Here is a 19,880-nt window from a genome sequence, read left to right as displayed (position 1 = left end):
GCGCAGGTCACTCGCCGGCCGGTCGTGGGCGCCGCGACCGTCACGCCTGCGGCGGCACGGACACCCGTCCGTCCACCGGCCGCTCGCGCCACAGCCTGAGCGCCACGTCGACCAGGCGCACCCGGGTGAGGTCCGCGACCGCGTCCAGGTCATGCCAGGCGGCGAGGTCGGTGGAGCCGTTCACCTCGTAGCGCAGTTCGCCGCCGGCGATCCGAGCCTCGTAGACGATGCGCAGACCGTGGTGGTCCCGGGGGCCGCGCAGGCCCTCGCGGCGCAGGACGCGGCGGGAGGAGTCGACACCGAGGAGGCCGGTCACCTCGACGCGGTAGCCGGTCTCCTCGTCCAGTTCGCGCACGACGGTGTCGAGGGGGTCCTCACCGTGCTCCATGCCGCCGCCGGGCAGCACCCACTCGGGGGTGCCGTCGGGGGCCGGTGAGCGGGCGAGCAGAACCTGGCCGTCGCGGACACAGACGGCGTAGGCCGCCACCCTCAACTTCTTGCGCATACACGGACGTTAGCCGTTCCAAGCGGGTCAGGACGGGGAAATTTCCCGCACATCCAGCCCACACCCTTCACGAAGACTCCCCACAGGTGACTCGTAGAGGGTTTTCCCCATACATCCATATCGATTCGGTCAACTCTCCCCAAACACCAGTCCCTTGGGTAAAGCTTTGCGGTCATCCGGGATCGTGTTCCGGACGGCCGTGATCAGGCAGGAACGTCCTGGTCGTGTGCTGCTCGTTCCTTTACCTACAAGGGATGCCGATGACCCTCACCCCCCAGCGTGAACCGATATCGGGCACAAGACGCGTGGCCCGCATAGCCGTGGCCGCGGGCCTCGTGGCCGCGCTGTCCGCGGCCGGGCCGATACCCATGGCCTTCGCCGGCGACGTCGGCCAGGCCCCGGTCTCGGCCGACCCGGGCGTGAAGTCCGCCCCCGACAAGCTCGGCTCCGACGACGCCACCCTGCTCGCCGAGGCGAAGGCCGACGGCGACAAGAACGTCACGCTGATGGTCGCGACCGCCCCCGGCCAGACCGAGCAGGTCGCCAAGGAGCTGGACGCGGTCAAGGGCGGCTCGGTCGGCGAGTCCTACGACAAGGTCGGCTACGTCCGCGCCACCGTCCCGACGGCCAAGGCCGACTCGGCGATCGCCGCCGCGGCGAAGCTGACCTCGGTGCACGCCATCGACCTGAAGCAGGACATCGTCCTCGACGACCCGACGCCGGACGCGAAGGCCTCGAAGGGCGCCAAGTCCGCGCGGTCCGCGTCGAAGTCGAAGACGAAGACCTACCCGGCGCCGAACAAGAACACCCCCGCCAAGAACCCGTACAACCCGTCCTTCGAGACGGGCGCCGTCGACTTCGTGAAGAAGAACCCGAAGGCGGACGGCCGCGGTGTCACCATCGGCATCCTCGACTCCGGTGTGGACCTGGCGCACCCCGCGCTGCAGAAGACCACCACCGGCGAGCGCAAGATCGTCGACTGGGTGACCTCCACCGACCCGATCCTCGACAGCGACGCCTCGTGGCGCCCGATGACGACCTCGGTCTCCGGGCCCAGCTTCACCTTCGGCGGCCGCACCTGGACGGCGAAGGCCGGCTCGTACCAGATCAACCTCTTCCGGGAGTCCGCCACCGCGGGCGGCGACGCCAAGGGCGACGTCAACCGCGACGGCGACACCACCGACGCGTGGGGCGTCCTGTACGACGCCGCGGCCGGCACGGTCACCGTCGACGTGAACAACAACGGCGACTTCACCGACGACACCGCGATGAAGCCGTACAAGGACGGCTACCAGATCGGGTACTTCGGCACCGACAACCCGGCGACCGACGTCGTCGAGCGGCAGCCGTTCGTCGTGCAGATCCGCAAGGACGTGCCGATGGACCCGTTCGGCGGCGACTGGGTCGGCAAGAAGGCCGACTTCGCCAACATCGGTCTCATCGCCAGCGAGCACGGCACGCACGTCGCCGGCATCACCGCCGCGAACGGCCTGTTCGGCGGAAAGATGAACGGCGCCGCACCCGGCGCGAAGATCGTCTCCTCCCGTGCCTGCATCTTCGGCCCGGGCTGCACCAACGTCGCCCTCACCGAGGGCATGATCGACCTGGTCGTCAACCGTGGCGTCGACATCGTCAACATGTCGATCGGCGGTCTGCCGGGTCTGAACGACGGCAACAACGCGCGCGCCGAGCTGTACACACGCCTCATCGACACCTACGGCGTCCAGCTCGTGATCTCCGCGGGCAACGAGGGCCCCGGCGCGAACACCATCGGCGACCCCGGTCTTGCCGACAAGGTGATCTCGGTCGGCGCGGCCATCTCCAAGGAGACCTGGGCCTCCAACTACGGCTCGCAGGTGACGAAGAAGTACGCGCTGCTGCCGTTCTCCTCGCGCGGCCCGCGTGAGGACGGCGGCTTCACGCCGACCCTCGTCGCCCCCGGCGCCGCGATCAACACCACCCAGACCTGGCTGCCGGGCGCCCCGGTCGCCGACGCGGGTTACCCGCTGCCGGCCGGCTACTCGATGCTGCAGGGCACCTCGATGGCCTCCCCGCAGGCCGCGGGCGCCTCGGCGCTGCTGATCTCCGCCGCCAAGCAGGCCAGGGTCGCGCTCACCCCGGCGATCCTGCGCACGGCGCTGACCTCGACCGCCGACCACATCAAGGGTCTGCAGGCCTACGAGGAGGGCTCCGGCGCCATCAACATCGTGGACGCCTGGAAGTCCATCAGGAAGGGCGCCGCCGCCCGCGACGCCGTGACCTCCGACTACACGGTGAAGGCCCCGGTCGACACCGCACTCGACCAGGCGCTGAAGACCCCGGGCTTCGGCACCGGCATCTACGACCGCGAGAGCGGCCTGAAGGCCGGGCAGAAGAAGACGTACGACGTCACCATCACCCGTACGTCCGGCGCCGACAAGGCGGTCCGCCACAAGCTGCACCTCGAGAACAACGCGGCCGGCACCTTCAGGATCCTCGGCTCCGACGAGGTGAAGCTGCCGCTGAACAAGCCGGTGACGGTCAGGATCCAGGCCCAGCCGAAGGCCGCGGGCATCGCCAGCGCCATCCTGGAGGTCGACGACCCGAAGACCGAGGGCCTCGACAAGCAGATCCTCAACACGGTCGTCGTCTCGACGCCGGTCAAGCACACGTTCCACGTGTCGAACACCGTGCAGCGCAACAGCTTCCAGTCGTACTTCCTGACCGTGCCGGAGGGCGCCAAGTCCTTCGAGGTCGCGATCGGCGGGCTGAAGGACAAGAGCCAGACCCGGTTCATCTCGATCCACCCGTACGGCGTCGCGGTCGAGGACACCTCCACGATCTACTGCTACAGCAACTACCCCAACACCAACGGGTGCCGGCCCGACGCCCGTTCGTACCAGAACCCGCAGGCCGGGGTCTGGGAGATCGAGGTCGAGTCGCGCCGTACCTCGCCGCTGCTCGACAACCCGTACAAGCTGGACGCCACCGTCTACGGCGTGGCCTTCGACCCGGAGACCGTGACCGTGCCCGAGGCGAAGGTCGGCGCCCCGTCCGCCGCCTCCTGGAAGGTGAAGAACAACTTCGCCGCCTTCGACGGCAAGCCGGCCGGCGGCCCGCTCGGCTCGTCCAAGACGGCCCGCCCGACCATCGCGGGCGGCGCGACCCAGACCACCACGGTCGAGGTCCCGGCCGGTGCCAAGTCGCTGGACGTCTCCATCGGCAACGTCTCCGACGCCTCCGCCGACCTGGACCTGACGGTCTACGACGCGAACGGCAACCAGGTCGCGCAGCAGGCCGACGGTGACGCGGAGGAGGCGGTCTCCATCCCGTCGCCCGCCGCCGGCACGTACACCATCGAGGTCGCGGGCTACTCGGTCCCGGCCGGCACGACGGCGTACGACTACGTGGACGCGTTCCTGTCGCCCTCGCTCGGCACCGTCACCGTCGACGAGTCGACGCCGGTGAAGCTGGCCACGGGCGCCTCGACGACGGTCGCCGCGACCGTCACCGCCGCGTCCGTCCCGCCGGCGGGCCGGGTCCTGTTCGGCCAGGTCCAGCTGGTGAACGCGCGGGGCACCGTCGCGGGCCTCGGCAAGGTGACGATCGAGAAGGTCACGCCGTAACACGTTGAGCACGAGCACCGAGGGGCGGGCGTCCATCCGGGCGCCCGCCCTTCGTTCGTTCGCGGCCCAGGACAGGTCCTATTCGCAGGCGACGCCCGTCGTGTCGGGGAGGGTCTCGGTGAGTGCCTCCCGCTCGGTGGCGATCTCGGATTCGCCGACCGCCCAGACCTCGGGGGTGTCGGCCCCCTTCGCCAGCGCGACCAGGACGTGGTCGCCCTTGTCGAGCAGCGGATCCATGCCCTCCTCCACGACGAAGTCGACCTGGGGAGCGCTCTTGGCGGGCTTGTACGCGTGCGTGACGCTCAGGGTGACGCGTTCGCGGGCCGTGCCGGGCAGCCGGCGGACGTCCGTCACGTCGCCCTCCACGACGAGCCGGGCGCAGGCGAGATAACCGGGGTCGCGCAGGGGGCTGCCGGCGCCCGAGGACGCCTTGGCGCCCGCGTCGCCGCCCTCGGCCTCGGCGGCGGAGGCGTCGCCGGCGGAGGCCTTGTCGTCGGCGCCGCCGTTCACCCCGTGCCCGACCTGGACGACCACCCAGCCGGCCCCGAGGACCAGCGCACCGGCGGCGGCGACGCCCACGGCGCGCAGGGCCAGGGGGCGGCGCCGGCGGGGTGCGGGCAGTCGCCGTACGGGTGCGGGGGGCGGCTCGGCCGCCGTCTCCCGGGACGGTTGCGTCGGGGTGTCCGCGACCAGGGTGCCGGCGACGAGGCCCAGCTGCTCGCGCAGCACCGCGAGGTCGGCGGTCGCCGAGCGGTACTCCGCCATGAACGCGGCGTCCGCGACGCTCTCCTCGGACAGCCGCTCGTCGGTGATCGCCGCCATCAGCGCGTCCGGCCCGGCGCCGCCGCTCTCGCCTCCGGCGCGGTCCTCGTGTTCCGCGGTCACGTCACACCACCTCGTCCTCGTGCAGGCGGGCGCGCAGGGCCCGTACCGCCGTGTGCAGGCGGCTCTTGACCGTGCCTTCAGGAACTCCCAGCTCCTGGGCTATCGAGCGCACCGGCAGGTCGGCGTAGAAGCGCAGGACGACGACCTGACGCTGGGCGTCGGGCAGGTCGTCCAGGCCCTTGGCGACGGCGAGGGAGAGCACGCTGGTGTCCTCGCCTGAGGGGTGCTCGTGCTGGCGCAGCGAGGCCAGCCGCTCCCCCAGCCGCTCCTGGCGGCGCTTGGCGCGGTGCCAGTCCATGGCGAGGTTGGAGGCGACGACCGCCGCCCACGCGGAGACGTCGCGCGGGGCCTCGTACCCCTTCGCGGCGCGCTCCAGCAGCCGCAGACGTACCTGCTGTACCCCGTCCGGCAGGTCCGACTGCGGAACCCCGCCCAGCGCGAGCACCGCCCGCACCCGGCGCTCCTGCGCCGCGTCCAGAGGATCGTCGCCGTGCACGACCCCGTCCCCCTGGGCGCGGCGGGCCCTTCCACGCAGCAAAGCCACCCCTCCCCTCCCGACGCTGTATCTACGACGCCGCAGGGCGCGGAAACGTTCGGCCAGACGCCGGGGAATCGTGCGGAGGCGTACGTCACACTGGCGCCCGTCGCGTCCCATTCCTCGGGCATGCGGGACAAAAAATTGGACAGGCGGGCCGGGGTCGGCCGCATGATGGAAAAGCCTTGGCCAGGCACCATGCACGTAAAGAGCCACGCAAGAGACACAGAGGAGTCGCCGTGAGGGTCGGAATCGTCGGAGCCACCGGTCAGGTCGGCACGGTCATGCGCAGGATCCTCAAGGAGCGCGCCTTCCCGGTCACCGAGCTGCGTCTGTTCGCGTCGGCCCGCTCCGCCGGCTCGACCCTGGACGGCGTGACGGTCGAGGACGCGGCGACGGCCGACTACTCGGGCCTGGACATCGTCCTGTTCTCCGCGGGCGGCGCGACCTCGAAGGCACTGGCCGAGAAGGTCGCCTCGCAGGGCGCGGTCGTGATCGACAACTCGTCGGCCTGGCGCAAGGACCCGCAGGTCCCGCTGGTCGTCTCCGAGGTGAACCCGCACGCGGTCGCGGACCGCCCCAAGGGCATCATCGCCAACCCGAACTGCACGACGATGGCCGCGATGCCGGTCCTGAAGCCGCTGCACGCGGAGGCCGGCCTGGAGGCGCTGGTCGTCGCGACGTACCAGGCGGTGTCGGGCTCGGGTGTCGCGGGCGTGGCGGAGCTGCACGGCCAGGCGCAGAAGGTCGTCGCCGACGCGGACAAGCTGACGCACGACGGCGGCGCGGTCGACTTCCCCGAGCCCGGCGTCTACAAGCGTCCCATCGCCTTCAACGTGATCCCGCTCGCCGGCTCGATCGTCGACGACGGTCGACACGAGACCGACGAGGAGCAGAAGCTGCGCAACGAGTCCCGCAAGATCCTGGAGATCCCCGGCCTCAAGGTCTCCGGCACCTGTGTGCGGGTCCCGGTGTTCTCCGGCCACTCCCTCCAGGTCAACGCCCGTTTCGCGCGCCCTCTGTCGGTGGAGCGCGCGACGGAGCTTCTGGCGGGCGCCCCGGGCGTCGCCCTGTCCGACATCCCGACCCCTCTCCAGGCCGCCGGTCAGGACCCGTCCTACGTCGGCCGCATCCGCCAGGACGAGACGGTCGACCACGGCCTCGCCCTGTTCATCTCCAACGACAACCTCCGCAAGGGCGCCGCTCTGAACGCGGTGCAGATCGCGGAGCTGGTGGCGGCCGAGCTCAAGGGCTGACCACGCTCAAGGACTGACCTCGTAGAGGAAGCAGCCGTACTCGACGGCCCGGACGTGGACGAACGCCACGGCCGGGTCGTCGAACGCGTTTCGGAAGGCGGCGTCGAAGCCGTCGGCGGCCTCGACCAGCTCGCCGCCCAGGATGTGGCCGTCGGCCGAGTAGCGGCGGACGGTCCGGTGGGCGTTCGCGAACGGGTGACCGTCCGGCTCGGGGCCCGCGCACTCCTCGGCGTGGACGAAGACGGGGCCCTGCTCGTCGTAGGGCCCGGGGCAGGCGCCCGTCTCCGCGGCCCAGCGACGCAGCGGCGCGTAGGAGACGAGCGCGATGCGCTCGCCGGTCCTGCTGTGGCGCAGGCAGCAGCGCAGGGGCGCGCCGCCCTCCTCGTCGGTGAACGCGGCGGTGGGCCGGCCGGCGTCGTCGGCGGTGCGCAGTTCCTTCAGGACCGTCGGGGCTATGGGCCGTGCGAGGTAGGTCGTCATGGGTCCACCGTCGCGCGCGCGGGGCCCGCCCACCGGCGGTAAACGGACATCGCGTTCCCCGCGGATGCCATGGAAGGATGACGCAACCGACACAAATCGAGGAGATGACCGCGTGCCTGGCACAAACCTGACTCGCGAAGAGGCGCAGCAGCGGGCGAAGCTGCTCACCGTTGACTCGTACGAGATCGATCTCGACCTGTCCGGCGCGCAGGAGGGCGGGACCTATCGGTCCGTGACCACGGTGCGTTTCGACGTGGCCGAGAACGGCGCCGAGTCCTTCATCGACCTGGTGGCCCCGACCGTCCACGAGGTGACGCTGAACGGGGACGCGCTGGAGCCGGAAGACGTCTTCAAGGACTCCCGGATCGCGCTCTGCGGACTGCTGGAAGGCCGTAACGTCCTGCGCGTGGTCGCCGACTGCGCCTACACCAACACCGGCGAGGGCCTGCACCGCTTCGTCGACCCGGTCGACGAACAGGCCTATCTGTACACGCAGTTCGAGGTGCCGGACGCCCGTCGCGTGTTCGCGTCCTTCGAGCAGCCGGACCTGAAGGCGACCTTCCAGTTCACGGTGAAGGCCCCCACCGGCTGGACCGTCATCTCCAACTCGCCGACGCCGGAACCCAAGGACGACGTCTGGGTGTTCGAGCCGACGCCGCCGATCTCCACCTACATCACCGCGCTCATCGTCGGCCCGTACCACAGCGTCCACAGCGTGTACGAGAAGAACGGGCAGTCGGTGCCGCTGGGCATCTACTGCCGGCCCTCCCTCGCCGAGTTCCTCGACTCGGACGCGATCTTCGAGGTCACCCGGCAGGGCTTCGACTGGTTCCAGGAGAAGTTCGACTACGCCTACCCGTTCAAGAAGTACGACCAGCTGTTCGTGCCGGAGTTCAACGCGGGCGCGATGGAGAACGCGGGCGCGGTCACCATCCGCGACCAGTACGTGTTCCGCTCCAAGGTCACCGACGCGTCGTACGAGCTGCGCGCGGAGACGATCCTGCACGAGCTGGCCCACATGTGGTTCGGCGACCTGGTCACCATGGAGTGGTGGAACGACCTGTGGCTGAACGAGTCGTTCGCCACCTACACCTCCATCGCCTGCCAGGCGTACTCCCCGCAGTCGCGCTGGCCGCACTCGTGGACCACGTTCGCCAACTCTATGAAGACGTGGGCGTACCGGCAGGACCAACTGCCGTCCACCCACCCGATCATGGCCGAGATCCGCGACCTGGACGACGTCCTGGTCAACTTCGACGGCATCACCTACGCCAAGGGCGCGTCCGTCCTGAAGCAGCTCGTGGCGTACGTCGGCATGGACGAGTTCTTCGCGGGCGTGCAGGCCTACTTCAAGCGGCACGCCTTCGGCAACACCCGCCTGTCCGACCTGCTGGGCGCGCTGGAGGAGACCTCCGGCCGTGACCTCGGCACCTGGTCGCAGAAGTGGCTGCAGACCGCCGGCATCAACATCCTGCGCCCGGAGATCGAGACGGACGCCCACGGCGTCATCACCTCCTTCGCCATCCGCCAGGAGGCCCCCGCGCTCCCGGCCGGCGCGAAGGGCGAGCCCACACTGCGCCCGCACCGCATCGCGGTCGGCCTGTACGACCTCGACGACGACAGCGGCAAGCTGGTGCGCGACGAGCGCGTGGAGCTGGACGTCGACGGCGAGCTGACGGCCGTCCCGCAGCTGGTCGGCAAGCGCCGTCCGAACGTCGTCCTGCTCAATGACGACGACCTGTCGTACGCCAAGGTCCGCCTGGACGAGCAGTCCCTCGCGTTCGTGACCGAGCACCTCGGCGACTTCGAGTCGTCGCTGCCGCGCGCCCTGTGCTGGGCGTCGGCCTGGGACATGACCCGGGACGCCGAACTGCCCACCCACGACTACCTGTCCCTGGTGCTGTCCGGCATCGGCAAGGAGTCCGACATCGGCGTCGTGCAGTCGTTGCAGCGGCAGGTCAAGCTCGCCGTCGACCTGTACGCCGACCCGAGCGCCCGCGAGGCCCTGCTGACCCGCTGGACGGACGCCACGCTGGCCCACCTGCGGTCCGCGGCGGCCGGCAGCGACCACCAGCTGGCGTGGGCGCGGGCGTTCGCGGCCACGGCCCGCACCCCGGAGCAGCTGGACCTCCTGGAGGCCCTGCTGGACGGCTCGCAGACGGTCGAGGGCCTGGCCGTCGACACCGAGCTGCGCTGGGCGTTCGTGCAGCGTCTCGCGGCGGTCGGCCGGTTCGACGAGGCGGAGATCGCCGGCGAGTACGAGCGCGACAAGACGGCCGCCGGTGAGCGTCACGCGGCGACCGCCCGAGCCGCCCGGCCGACCCCGGAGGCCAAGGCGGAGGCGTGGGCGTCGGTCGTCGACTCCGACAAGCTGCCGAACGCCGTGCAGGAGGCCGTCATCGGCGGCTTCGTCCAGACCGACCAGCGTGAGCTGCTCGCGCCGTACGCCGACACGTACTTCGAGGTCGTCAAGGGCATCTGGGACACCCGTTCGCACGAGATCGCGCAGCAGATCGCGATCGGCCTCTACCCGACGGTCCAGGTCTCCCAGGAGACCCTGGACAAGACGGACGCCTGGCTGGCCTCGGCCGAGCCGAACGCGGCCCTGCGCCGCCTGGTCTCCGAGTCCCGCTCGGGCGTGGAGCGGGCGCTGCGGGCCCAGGCGGCGGACGCGCGCTGACCGCTTCCGCGAGTCTGAGTCCGAGGGCGCCCGGTGTCGCACCGGGCGCCCTCGGCGTCTGTGTCATATCCCGTCTTCCGGCGGCCAGGGGTAGCCGAGTTGTTCGGCGCGTTCGCGGGTGCCGCCGCAGAAACGGGCGTAGGTCCTCGGGTCCTCCTCGGCCAGTCGGCGCAGCGCGGCGGCCGCCTGTGCCTCGGGCGGGGCGCCGTCGTCCGGGACGATCCAGCGGAACTGGAGCGCGTCGCCGTCCGCTTTCCCGGTGCCGAGTCCCGGCGCGTACCAGAAGGTCACCACGGCCGTGTCCGGGTCGAGGAAGCCGCTGCCGGTCCAACCCGGGCGCGCGTCCCACCGGGCGAGCAGCTCCGGCCGTTCGGCCAGGCCCGCCTTGATCAGCCGGGCCACGGTGCGGGCCGGCCAGGACCACTCCCGGTCCGCTTCGGCGCGGGCGATCTCCGCGTCGTAGGCGGCGGCGTCGAACCGTCGCGCGGGCAGTTCGGGCGCGGGCCCGCGGGTGCCCGGCGGGGCGGGTCGCTCCCAGTCCTCCCACACGACCTGGTCGCCGTCGCGGCGGATGGTGACGTGGAGCGCGCCGCAGCACCCCTCGGTGCAGGAGGCCTCCGCGAGCTGCACCCGGCGGGGCTCGGGACCGGCCCGGAGCAGGCCGTCGTCCAGGAGACGCTCGGGGCTGTCCGCGGGACCGTGCGGGAAGACGGCCGGGACGAGGGGACGTCCGTCGAGGAGGATGCGGGTCTCGACGGGTTCCCGGTCCACGGGGTCGCCGGCCACGACCTCGATGCGCAGCCTGCCGTCGGCCGGGCGGCTGAAGGGCCGCCGCCCGGTACGGCGGATCCAGCCGGCCCACAACTGTCGGGCCGCCGCGCCCGTGTCGAGCGCGGCGTGCGTGGCGTGCGTGGCGTGCGTGGCGTGCGTGGCGCGCGTGGCGCGCGTGGCGTGCGTGTAGAGGTCGGTCGGGCGGGTCCAGGAGGGCTCGGCCAGCAGTCGGCCGAGGGAGGCGAGGAGTGTCTCGCGGCGACCGGAGCCGGTGGGCCAGTCGAGCAGCGCTCCGGTTCCGCTGCTCAGGCCGAGGGCGAGGGAGAGAAGCATGGCGTGGTGTTCAAGGGTCGGGGGCAGGAGACCGGCCCGGCTGACGACGGTTTCGTACACGCCTGTCGCGTCGCGGTAGGCGAGGAGTTCGGTCGGTTCGTCGCGGGCGGACGCCATCCGGACGAGGAGGCGGCCCGCCCGGGCGAGCAGGGCCGTGTCGGCGGGGTGTTCGGCGAGCAGGTCGGGCAGCAGGGCGGCTTCCGCGACACGGCGGGCGGTCGCGGGGCCGAGGAGACGGGGTTCGGCGGGGAAGGCCACCAGCTCCCTGCGGACGGCCTGCCCGTCCCTGGCCGCCAGGGCGCGGACGAGCGACCGCAGTTCGGCGCGGCGGGTGGAGACCACGAGGTCGACGATGGCGGCGGACCGCCGGTCGAGCGTGTCGAGGGCCTGGACCGCCGGGCCGTTGAGCGCCCGGAGCAGGCCGAGGGTGGACAGATACGGGACGTCCTCGGGCTCGCCGAGGCGGGTGAGGAGGGCGAGGCCCACGGTGACGGCGGGCACGGTGGTGCCGGTCCGGGTCAGCGCTCTGGCCAGGGTGCGGGCGGCGGCGTGCTGGTCGGCGGGGAGCGGCAGGTCGGCGACGGTGGACCGGATCAGGTGCCGGTGACAGCTCCACACGCCGAGTTCCGCGAAACGGCGGTGCAGGGCGGCCGGGTCGTCCGGCAGGGGGTGCAACGCCTCCGCGAGGACGGCTGGCGCTGCCTTGCGGGACAGCGGCGCCGCGTCCGCGCCGGGCAGGGCAGGCGGGTCGGGAACGACGGGGAGGTCGAAGCCGCGGCCGGACGGGAGGCCGTCCGGGGACTCGTGCACCAGGTGCAGGGCGTGGTCGTACAGGGCGGGCGAGAGGCGGAGCGCGGCACGTGCGGCGCGCTCTTCCTGGGCGCTCACCGAGCGGTGAGGAACTCGATTCCGTAGGTCATGTGCGGCAGCCTGCCAGCCGGGCTCGCGCCCTGTCGACGGAATTACCGCAGCCGCGCCTGCCCGGCCCCCGCCCCCGGGAACACGTCGAGGGCGCAGGCCTCAACCACGTACGGCGTGCGCGTACGGGAGTGAGGCCGACGCCCTCGGAGAGGAGTCGAGCCCAGGCCCAGGCCTAGGCCTTGGCCTGGGCCTGCTCCTTGGCCTTGACGGCGATGTTGGAGCTGGTGGTGTCGGCCCGGTCCTTGGACCGGTCGAGGACCCACACCAGTCCGGCGATCGCCGCGAAGATCGCGAGCGGGGCCAGGACGTAGAGGCCCAGCGTCTCGCCGACGCTCAGACCCGGGCCGGGGTCATCGCCGTCGTCGCGGGTCAGCGCGAGGGCGGGGGACGACATGAGCAGCATCATCAGCGTCGTACCGGCGGCCAGGGCGCCGGCGCGCAGGGCGTTCTTCTTGTCCACGGTGCCCAAGTTAGCGAACGGTGTCGGAGGGCGCGCGCCCGGGGTGCCGTATGGCGGCCGGGGCCGCGATCACGCGCCCGCGAAGTGGGCCGTGGCCACCACGGAGCCGTCCGCGGCCAGCAGCCGGGCGCCCGACACCGTGCCCGGGTCGACACGCATCGGGGCTCCCCAGTAGCCCTGGCCGGCGTCGTCGAGGGAGAACTCCCCGATGCGCACCGACGTGCCGTCCGTACGCTCCAATCGGCAGCTGACCTTCACGGCCTCCGGATATCCGTCGCCCGAGCCCGCGGCCCGGGACCCGTCCTCGGCCCGGCCGAGGTGCACCGACATGTAGACCCAGCCCGGGGATCCGGTGTAGGCGAAGATCCGGCCGACCGGGCGGTGGTCGGGGGTCAGCAGAGACGCCGCGACCAGCCCGTGCTCGGAGCCGGGCGGCTGCGAACTCCGCGAGGAGGGAGCCGGCGCTCCCTCGATGGCCGTACCGACGGCCCAGCCGCCGAAGCCGAACCCGAGGGCGATCGCGGCGGCGGCCGCGACCGCCACGCCGGCCCGTGGTCGCCGTCGTCGCGCCGGCCGGTTCAGGCCCAGCCGTTCCGTCACCCGGGTCTCGAAGCCGACGGGCGGCTCGCTGTCCGGAAGGAGGGAGAGCAGTCCGTCTCCGACGAGCGTCAGCTGCTCCACGTGCTCCCGGCAGGCGGGGCAGCGGTCCAGGTGGGCGATGGCCTCGGCGCGCTCCTGACCGGGGAGGATGCCCAGCGCCAGCTCGTCGGCGACGGCCCTCAGCCATGTGCAGTCCCTGTCAGTCATGATCGGCTCGCTCGGGTCCCAGAACCGTCCGTAGTTTTCCCATCGCCGTCCTGATCCGTGTCTTCGCCGTGCCCAGGGGAATCCCCTCGAACTCGGAGATCTGGCGTGCGGTCATCCCGTAGATCCCGGCCATGACCACGGCGCGCGCCTGCTGGCGCGGCAGGTCCGCCACCGCGGCCCTGATCCGGGACGCCGTCTCGTCGGCCAGTGCCGACTGCTCGGGCGTCCGGGTCACCACGCCGAGCAGGGCGTCGAGGTCCTCGGGGGCCACCGGGGTCGCCTTGCGCGCCCGGACGGCGTCGATCGCCAGGTTGTGCGTGATGGTCGCCAGCCAGGTCTTCACCGATCCACGCCGGGAGTCGTAGACCTGCGCATGACGCCACGCCCTTTCGAAGGCCTGCTGGGCGATGTCCTCGGCGAGCTGGGGGTCGTCGACGACCGCGACGGCGATGCCGAAGACCATCCGCTGGAACCGGCGGACGAACGCGAGGGCGACCTCCGGGGCGCCGGTCGCCATTCCCGCGAGCAGCGCCTCGTCCGAGAGCCGGCCGAGTGGTAGGCCCAATCTCCGCATACCAGTGGATACGGCGAACCTCGCCGAACGGATTCCCCCCGCTGCCCGCGGGACCATATCCCCATTCTCCGACTTCCTTGTGGGCAATCTCCTGGCGCGGTCCGTCCGTATGTCTGGTCAGGAACGATTTCTCACGGAGGGCCGAGACATGGCGACGACGCTCATGACATTCGTGCGCAGGACCGCCGGGCCCGGGCTGGCCGCCGGGGCACTGGCGGGCCTCCTCGTGGCGTGCGGGGGCGGAGGCGGAGGCGGAGGCGGTAACGGGGGTGGCTCGTCACCGTCGGCCCCGGACCAGAGTGGCAAGCCGGCGGCCGGCCGGGTGGCCGTGAAGCTGGTCGACTTCAGGATGGAGCTGTCCACGAGGACGTTGAAGGCGGGCACGTACACGTTCGTCGTCCACAACGACGGCCATCACGACCACGCCATGGAGATCGACGGTTCCGGAACGGAACAGCGGACGCGGACGCTGACGCCCGGAGAGTCGGCGAACCTCACCGTCTCGCTCAAGAACGGCCGGTTCCAGGTCTACTGCCCCGTCGACGGCCACAAGGACCTCGGCATGAAGACCGAGCTCACCGTGGGCGGCACCGCCTCGACGGGCCACGGCACCAACACGACCAACGGCAATGGCTACTGAGCGCACGATCGCGATCGTCGCCCTCCGGTCGGCCGCGGCGGGAACGGTCGCGGCCATGGGCGCGATCCACCTGCGCCTCTGGTACGACGGCTACCGCCAGCTGGACATGATCGGCCCGCTGTTCCTGCTCAACGCGATCGGGGCCGGGCTGCTCGCGCTGTCGCTGCTGATCACACCCACCCGCCTCCTGCCCGCCCTCGCGACGCTGGGAGCGCTCTTCACGGCCGGCACCCTGGCGGCCCTGATCGTCAGCCTCACCGCCGGTCTCTTCGGGTTCAAGGAGACACTCGACGCGAACCTGGTCAAGCCCACCCTCGCCGTCGAAGCCGCAGGGTGCGTTCTGTTGGCGGCCCTGGCCCTGCTGACCAGACACGGCCGGACCGGACATGACCGATGAGTCCTCGGCAGCGGAACGGTGCGCCAGGCGGCGCCCGACGCGTGGTCTTACCCCCGCAGGACGTCGATCAGCGCCCGCAGTCGCGGCGAGGCCGCGAGCTGTTCCAGGGTGACGGGACGGCCGTCCGCGTCCGCGATCGGCAGACGCCAGTTCGGGTACTGGTCCCAGGTGCCGGGAAGGTTCTGCGGGCGGCGGTCGCCGACGCCGTCCGGGAGCCAGACGCCGATCATGCGGGCGGGGGTGCTCGCCAGGAACCGGTGGACGGCCTGGACCTGGGCCTCCTCCGAGGCGCGGTCGCTGCCGCCGCCGGTGCCGGCCAGCAGCCCGAGGCGGGCGAGCAGGGCCAGCCACTCCGCCGTGTCATTGGCCGCCTCGGCGCGCTCTTCCTCCAGGGGCCGGGTCAACAGGTCCAGCCGGTCGCGGAGTTCGACGTGCTCGCCGGTGAGTCGGGCGGCGGTGGACGGCAGGTCGTGGGTGGTGGCGGTGGCCAGGCAGTCGGCGCGCCAGCGGTCGGGGGGCAGCGGGCGTCCGTCGCCGTCCCAGTCCCGCTCGAACCACAGGACGGACGTGCCGAGCACCCCGCGCTCACGCAGCGCCTCCCGGACGCCCGGCTCGACGGTGCCGAGGTCCTCGCCGATCACCACCGAACCGGCCCGCGAGGCCTCCAGCACCAGGACGGCGAGCATGGCCTCGGCGTCGTAACGGACGTACGTGCCCTCCGTGGGCGGTTCGCCCTGCGGGACCCACCAGAGGCGGAACAGGCCCATGACGTGGTCGATGCGCAGGGCGCCGGCGTAGCGGAAGAGGGCCCTGAGCAGTCGCCGGTAGGGGGCGTAGCCGGACGCGGCCAGCCGGTCGGGGCGCCAGGGCGGCAGGCCCCAGTCCTGGCCGCGGGCGTTGAAGGCGTCCGGCGGGGCGCCGACCGACATCCCGGCCGCGAAGTACTCCTGCTGCGCCCACGCGTCGGCGCCCTCGGGATGCACGCCGACCGCCAGGTCGTGGACGATCCCGACGGGCATGCCCGCCTCGCGCGCGGCGCGCTGGACGGCGGTGAGCTGGGCGTCGGTGAGCCAGGCGAGACGGGAGTGGAAGTCGACTCGATCCATCAACTCCCCGCGGGCACGGTCGGTCTCGGCGGAGCGCGGGTCGCGCAGACCGGACGGCCACTGCCGCCACCGCGGTCCGTGCACCTCGGCGAGGGCGCACCAGGTGGCGTGGTCCTCCAGGGCCTGGCCCTGCTCGGCGAGAAAATCGCAGTAGGCGGCGCGCCGGCCGGGCCCGAGCGGCATACGGGCGAGAAGTTCCAGAGCCTCCCGCTTGAGCTCCCACACGGCGTCCCGGTCGATCAACTCCCCTTTTTCCAGCACGGTCTCCCGCAACCGCCCGGCGCGCTCGGACAGCGATCCCATCCGGTCGGCCTGCTCCTGGACGAGGTACGCGTACTCGGGGACGTCCTCGACGCGCAGGTGCACCGGGTCGGGGAAGCGGCGCGAGGAGGGCCGGTAGGGCGAGGGGTCGGTCGGGGCGCCGGGCACGGCCGCGTGCAACGGGTTGACCTGCACGAACCCGGCATCGAGCGCCCGTCCGGCCCAGGCGGTCAGCTCACCGAGGTCGCCAAGGTCGCCCATGCCCCAGGAGCGGCGGGAGAGGAGGGAGTACAGCTGGACGAGGAGTCCGTACGAGCGCCCCGTGGGCGCGGGCGTGGGCAGGCGGGGCGGGGCGACGACGAGGTGGGCGACGCCGGTCCGTCCGTCAGGTGCAGTGACCGTCAACTGGTGTACCCCGAGCGGGAGTTGATCGATCGCTTGGCCGATCGCTTGGCTGTTCGCTTGTCCGATCGCGTGGTGGCTCTCGCCCTGCTCGGTCTCGACGTCGAGCCGACTGCCCTCGGGGAGGGCGGTGAGCGCCTCGCACGGGCTGCCGCTCCAGCACACCACCGTCGGCGGCAGCAGTCGCTCGCGCAGTTCCCGTTCCCGGGCGGCGAGCGCGGCGCGGACGGCCTGCGGGGTGTCCGCGCCGACGCCGAGGGCGGCCAGGGCGCGGGTGACCGCGGCGGCCGAGGCCGTGACCGTACGGTCCGGGGAGGGCTGGTAGGACGTGCCGACGCCGTGCAGCGCGGCGAGCCGGGCAAGCTCCTCTCCGGGTGGCGCGGTCATCGCTACGGCCTCGTGGAGCCGGAGTCCACGACGCCGAGCGGCGGCTCACTGGTCAGGGGCTCGGCGTCGGGCAGCGGAGGTTCGCTGGTCAGCGGGGGTTCCACGCACGTCCCTTCGGCGCTGAACGCGCACAGGTGGGGGTCGGCGAGGGCGACGGGTGCATCGGCGGAAGGCTCCGCCGGGCGTTTGGAGTGGGCCGGTGCGATCACGGGAACCTCCTGGTGGATCATGGCGTGGTACTGCGTCGGCTACCGCAGGCCTACCCAGTGAGCGCGATGGCAGACGTCCGACAGATGTCTTGACGTCATTCAACTTCACCACATTCCTTGCTGCCTTCCATCGGCGCACCGGGATGATCTCCGGTTCCGAGCGGGGCCGGGCGGGCCGGCCCTACCCGGCTTTGATCAACGAGATCGCGACTCCGGGCAGGTCCGGTGGACGCAGAGGAACGCCGCCCAGGCGGTGGGGGTGAGGCGGAGTATGGGGCCGTCGGGGGTTTTGGAGTCGCGTACGGCGACGGTGGTGGGGGTGTTGCGGGCGACTTCGACGCATTCGCCGGTGAGGTTGCTGTAGCTGGACTTCTCAAAGGCGAACTCGGGCACAGTTCACACCTCCTTGCAGAGACTGCCGATAAGCGCGGCGGAATCGTGTGGGGCCAGACTGAGCCGGTACGATCGAACAAGGCACCGTAGAGATCAGCCTGCGCCCTGTTCTCCACCCAATCCGTTCCGGTCACCGTGTCCACTTGGACCACATCCAGAGCCTCGGGTTCGTTGAAGGACATGATGCTGAACGGGCCTGCGATGCACGGGTGAGCGCCCGTCCGGAACGGAAGCACCTGTAGGTGAACGTTGGGCAGTTCTGCGAGTTCCAGCAGCCGTTCCAGTTGGGCTGGCATCACGGCGGACCCACCGACCTGTTGCCTCAGCGCGGCTTCCCAGACCATGGCATGCAGTTGGACGGGCCGTTCGCCAAACAGCCGCTCTTGACGCCTTTGCTTGACCTCCACCCAGCGTTCGATCTGGTCGGGATCATCCCAAGTGCCGTCGGCCACTCCCAGCGCACGCGTGTACTCGCGGATCTGGAAGAGCCCAGGGATGAGTGAGGACTGCCAGTTACGGATGCGGCTCACGACATCCTCCATGGCAACGTACTCGGCCAGCGTCCCAGGATCGAGCGAGCGCCGCCACCAACCGTTCGCCTTGCGGCGATCCCGGTCCAACCTGGCCAGGTCCAAAAGGCGGGCCAGGGTTTTGGGGTCACCCAGGCCGTAGAACTCACACAGCACCCGAATGTCCGGGTCCCGCATCGGCACCCAGCCCCGCTCCATCTTCACGATCTTGGTGCCGGTCGCATTGATGGACTCCGCGGCCTGTTGCTGGGTCTTGCCGGCAGCGTCGCGCAGGCGCAGCAGTTCTGCACCGAGCCTGCGCGCCAGGACCCGTGCCGCCCGGCTGGCCGGCGACTGGGGGTTCCACTCCCGCGCCGGGGACATCGGCATCGTCACGTCGGAGCTGATCACCAACGCCCTGCTGCACGGCAGCCTGCGTGACCGGCTCATCCGCGTGCGCCTCACCACGACCGCCGCGACCCTCCGGGTGGAGGTCAGCGACCCGCGTGGCGAGCGGCAGCCGGTCTCGCGCGAGGCGACCTGCGAGGACCGGTTCGGGCGGGGACTGACCCTGGTCGGGACGCTCGCCGACGACTGGGGCGTGCACCCGCGCCCCGGGGTCGGCAAGACGGTCTGGGCGCAGTGGGGACTCGCCCTCGCCCTCTGCGGCGGCGATCCGCTGATGCCGGGGAGGAGGGAAGGCCGATGACCATGCCGTACGCGGACGGGACCGCTCCGCTCATTCCGCGGCCCGAGCCGACGCTTCTCGCGCTGCGGCAGGCGGTGGCGGCGGTCGTGCCCTCCCTGTCGCCCGAGTTCTTCGAGGGCCTTCAGCGAGCTTTCGTACGGGCCGGGGACGAGGACAGCGTCGCACCGATCCGGATGTTCTACCGGGAGTGGGGCGTCGTCGTCGAGATCGAGAGGTGCCCCGAGACCGCCCGCCGCCTGCACACCGCTGAGCAGGCCGTCAGCGATCCGGACCCCGACGTACGTGACCGCGCCATCCGCGAAGCCGGGGAGATCGTCCGCGCGGCGCACCGCGAGGTCGCCGGTGGCTGACTGGCACTGAGAGCCGTTCCAGGACGACCTGCTGGACGGGCTCCCGGAGACGGCCCGCGCCGAGAGAGCCGCGGTCTGCTCATGAGGCCGGCGCGTCCCGAAGGGCCCCGTGGCCGTGCCGGTCTGTGGGCGGCGCCACGGGGCATGCAAAAGCCCGGATCGCTAGGCGGAGATGCCGTCGATCCGGGCCAGGGCGTCGTCCGCGCCGTACGGCTGCAAGTACGGCAGCCAGCGCGGATCCCTATGGCCCGTGCCGATGATGCGCCAGGCGAGGCCGGAGGGGGGAGCGGGTTTGTGGCGCAGCCGCCAGCCGATCTCGACGAGGTGCCGGTCGGCCTTGACGTGGTTGCAGCGACGGCAGGACGCCACGACGTTGTCCCACACGTGTTTGCCCCCGCGGCTGCGCGGGATGACGTGGTCGACGCTGGTTGCGACGCCACCGCAGTACATGCACCGGCCCCCGTCCCGGGCGAACAGCGCCCGACGGGTGAGAGGAACGGGCCCCCGATAGGGAACCCGGACGAATCGCTTGAGCCGGACCACGCTGGGTGCGGGGACTGTGACGGTCGCGCTGTGCATGAAGGCGCCGGATTCCTCCAGGGAGACTGCCTTGTTCTCCAGGACGAGGATGAGCGCGCGGCGGAGCGGTACGACGCCGAGCGGCTCGTACGACGCGTTGAGGACCAGGACATGCGGCACGGATGC

The 19,880-nt window shown here is 71.7% G+C and carries 19 protein-coding genes and 1 pseudogene; 7 read left to right on the top strand and 13 right to left on the bottom strand.

Features of this window, described 5'->3' with window-relative positions; translation table 11 throughout:
• Nucleotides 1-40: 40 nt before the first annotated feature.
• The gene (locus ACIBTS_RS18215) at nucleotides 41-505 is read right to left on the bottom strand and encodes an NUDIX hydrolase (RefSeq protein WP_399320469.1); all 465 of its coding nucleotides are present in this window, start codon (nucleotides 503-505) and stop codon (nucleotides 41-43) included.
• A gap of 260 nt (nucleotides 506-765) precedes the next feature.
• On the opposite strand from ACIBTS_RS18215, the gene ACIBTS_RS18210 reads away from it, so the two are divergent.
• Nucleotides 766-4,110: a S8 family serine peptidase gene (locus ACIBTS_RS18210; RefSeq protein WP_399320467.1), complete on the top strand. Its 3,345-nt coding sequence runs from the start codon at nucleotides 766-768 to the stop codon at nucleotides 4,108-4,110.
• Between the two features lie 78 nt (nucleotides 4,111-4,188).
• Here ACIBTS_RS18210 and ACIBTS_RS18205 read toward each other — a convergent pair whose 3' ends face one another.
• Complete coding sequence (locus tag ACIBTS_RS18205; protein WP_399320466.1) at nucleotides 4,189-4,995, bottom strand: hypothetical protein; 807 nt, start codon at nucleotides 4,993-4,995, stop codon at nucleotides 4,189-4,191.
• A gap of 1 nt (nucleotide 4,996) precedes the next feature.
• Complete coding sequence (locus tag ACIBTS_RS18200; protein ID WP_319674468.1) at nucleotides 4,997-5,533, bottom strand: sigma-70 family RNA polymerase sigma factor; 537 nt, start codon at nucleotides 5,531-5,533, stop codon at nucleotides 4,997-4,999.
• Between the two features lie 236 nt (nucleotides 5,534-5,769).
• On the opposite strand from ACIBTS_RS18200, the gene ACIBTS_RS18195 reads away from it, so the two are divergent.
• Entirely contained in the window at nucleotides 5,770-6,786 is a 1,017-nt protein-coding gene (locus ACIBTS_RS18195; RefSeq protein ID WP_079662223.1) for an aspartate-semialdehyde dehydrogenase, read from the top strand.
• A 6-nt stretch (nucleotides 6,787-6,792) separates the two neighbouring features.
• Here ACIBTS_RS18195 and ACIBTS_RS18190 read toward each other — a convergent pair whose 3' ends face one another.
• A complete protein-coding gene (locus ACIBTS_RS18190; protein ID WP_399320463.1) occupies nucleotides 6,793-7,266 on the bottom strand; it encodes a DUF1203 domain-containing protein in 474 nt (157 codons plus the stop codon).
• Between the two features lie 112 nt (nucleotides 7,267-7,378).
• Between ACIBTS_RS18190 and pepN the strand changes: the two genes are divergently transcribed.
• Nucleotides 7,379-9,946 carry an aminopeptidase N gene (pepN, locus tag ACIBTS_RS18185; protein WP_399320462.1) on the top strand — a complete coding sequence of 856 codons (2,568 nt, stop codon included), beginning with the start codon at nucleotides 7,379-7,381 and terminating at the stop codon, nucleotides 9,944-9,946.
• A 63-nt stretch (nucleotides 9,947-10,009) separates the two neighbouring features.
• Here pepN and ACIBTS_RS18180 read toward each other — a convergent pair whose 3' ends face one another.
• From ACIBTS_RS18180 to ACIBTS_RS18165, 4 genes are all read right to left on the bottom strand, one after another.
• On the bottom strand, nucleotides 10,010-11,938 hold the full coding sequence (locus ACIBTS_RS18180) for a hypothetical protein (RefSeq protein WP_399320461.1): 1,929 nt from the start codon (nucleotides 11,936-11,938) through the stop codon (nucleotides 10,010-10,012).
• Between the two features lie 205 nt (nucleotides 11,939-12,143).
• The gene (locus ACIBTS_RS18175) at nucleotides 12,144-12,431 is read right to left on the bottom strand and encodes a hypothetical protein (RefSeq protein WP_399320459.1); all 288 of its coding nucleotides are present in this window, start codon (nucleotides 12,429-12,431) and stop codon (nucleotides 12,144-12,146) included.
• Between the two features lie 69 nt (nucleotides 12,432-12,500).
• Complete coding sequence (locus tag ACIBTS_RS18170; protein ID WP_399320458.1) at nucleotides 12,501-13,238, bottom strand: hypothetical protein; 738 nt, start codon at nucleotides 13,236-13,238, stop codon at nucleotides 12,501-12,503.
• Nucleotides 13,231-13,812, bottom strand: coding sequence for an RNA polymerase sigma factor (locus ACIBTS_RS18165; RefSeq protein ID WP_399320456.1), 582 nt, complete (start codon nucleotides 13,810-13,812; stop codon nucleotides 13,231-13,233). The genes ACIBTS_RS18170 and ACIBTS_RS18165 overlap by 8 nt, the downstream gene beginning before the upstream one ends.
• A 148-nt stretch (nucleotides 13,813-13,960) precedes the next feature.
• Here ACIBTS_RS18165 and ACIBTS_RS18160 point away from each other — a divergent pair, with 148 nt between their 5' ends.
• The gene (locus ACIBTS_RS18160; RefSeq protein WP_399320454.1) at nucleotides 13,961-14,452 is read left to right on the top strand and encodes a cupredoxin domain-containing protein; all 492 of its coding nucleotides are present in this window, start codon (nucleotides 13,961-13,963) and stop codon (nucleotides 14,450-14,452) included.
• Nucleotides 14,442-14,849 carry a hypothetical protein gene (locus tag ACIBTS_RS18155; protein ID WP_399320452.1) on the top strand — a complete coding sequence of 136 codons (408 nt, stop codon included), beginning with the start codon at nucleotides 14,442-14,444 and terminating at the stop codon, nucleotides 14,847-14,849. The genes ACIBTS_RS18160 and ACIBTS_RS18155 overlap by 11 nt, the downstream gene beginning before the upstream one ends.
• Before the next feature lie 47 nt (nucleotides 14,850-14,896).
• On the opposite strand, the gene malQ is transcribed toward ACIBTS_RS18155, so the two are convergent.
• The 4 genes and pseudogenes from malQ to ACIBTS_RS18135 all read right to left on the bottom strand — a co-directional run.
• Nucleotides 14,897-17,005: a 4-alpha-glucanotransferase gene (gene malQ, locus ACIBTS_RS18150; protein ID WP_399320450.1), complete on the bottom strand. Its 2,109-nt coding sequence runs from the start codon at nucleotides 17,003-17,005 to the stop codon at nucleotides 14,897-14,899.
• Nucleotides 17,006-17,007: 2 nt separating this feature from the next.
• A complete protein-coding gene (locus ACIBTS_RS18145) occupies nucleotides 17,008-17,235 on the bottom strand; it encodes a hypothetical protein (RefSeq protein WP_399320448.1) in 228 nt (75 codons plus the stop codon).
• A 174-nt stretch (nucleotides 17,236-17,409) separates the two neighbouring features.
• Nucleotides 17,410-17,607: a DUF397 domain-containing protein gene (locus ACIBTS_RS18140; protein WP_399320446.1), complete on the bottom strand. Its 198-nt coding sequence runs from the start codon at nucleotides 17,605-17,607 to the stop codon at nucleotides 17,410-17,412.
• Nucleotides 17,608-17,735: 128 nt separating this feature from the next.
• A pseudogene (locus ACIBTS_RS18135) lies at nucleotides 17,736-18,500 on the bottom strand (helix-turn-helix domain-containing protein); the annotation flags it as partial.
• On the opposite strand from ACIBTS_RS18135, the gene ACIBTS_RS18130 reads away from it, so the two are divergent.
• On the top strand, nucleotides 18,391-18,825 hold the full coding sequence (locus ACIBTS_RS18130) for an ATP-binding protein (protein WP_399320505.1): 435 nt from the start codon (nucleotides 18,391-18,393) through the stop codon (nucleotides 18,823-18,825). The pseudogene ACIBTS_RS18135 and the gene ACIBTS_RS18130 overlap by 110 nt on opposite strands.
• On the top strand, nucleotides 18,822-19,175 hold the full coding sequence (locus tag ACIBTS_RS18125; RefSeq protein WP_399320444.1) for a hypothetical protein: 354 nt from the start codon (nucleotides 18,822-18,824) through the stop codon (nucleotides 19,173-19,175). The genes ACIBTS_RS18130 and ACIBTS_RS18125 overlap by 4 nt, the downstream gene beginning before the upstream one ends.
• A 162-nt stretch (nucleotides 19,176-19,337) precedes the next feature.
• On the opposite strand, the gene ACIBTS_RS18120 is transcribed toward ACIBTS_RS18125, so the two are convergent.
• On the bottom strand, nucleotides 19,338-19,874 hold the full coding sequence (locus ACIBTS_RS18120) for an HNH endonuclease (RefSeq protein WP_069772758.1): 537 nt from the start codon (nucleotides 19,872-19,874) through the stop codon (nucleotides 19,338-19,340).
• Nucleotides 19,875-19,880 lie beyond the last annotated feature (6 nt).

Origin of the sequence: Streptomyces sp. NPDC050121, from assembly GCF_044460385.1 — a bacterium.
GTDB lineage: Bacteria > Actinomycetota > Actinomycetes > Streptomycetales > Streptomycetaceae > Streptomyces > Streptomyces soliscabiei.
This window is presented reverse-complemented; position numbering and strand designations above follow the sequence as displayed.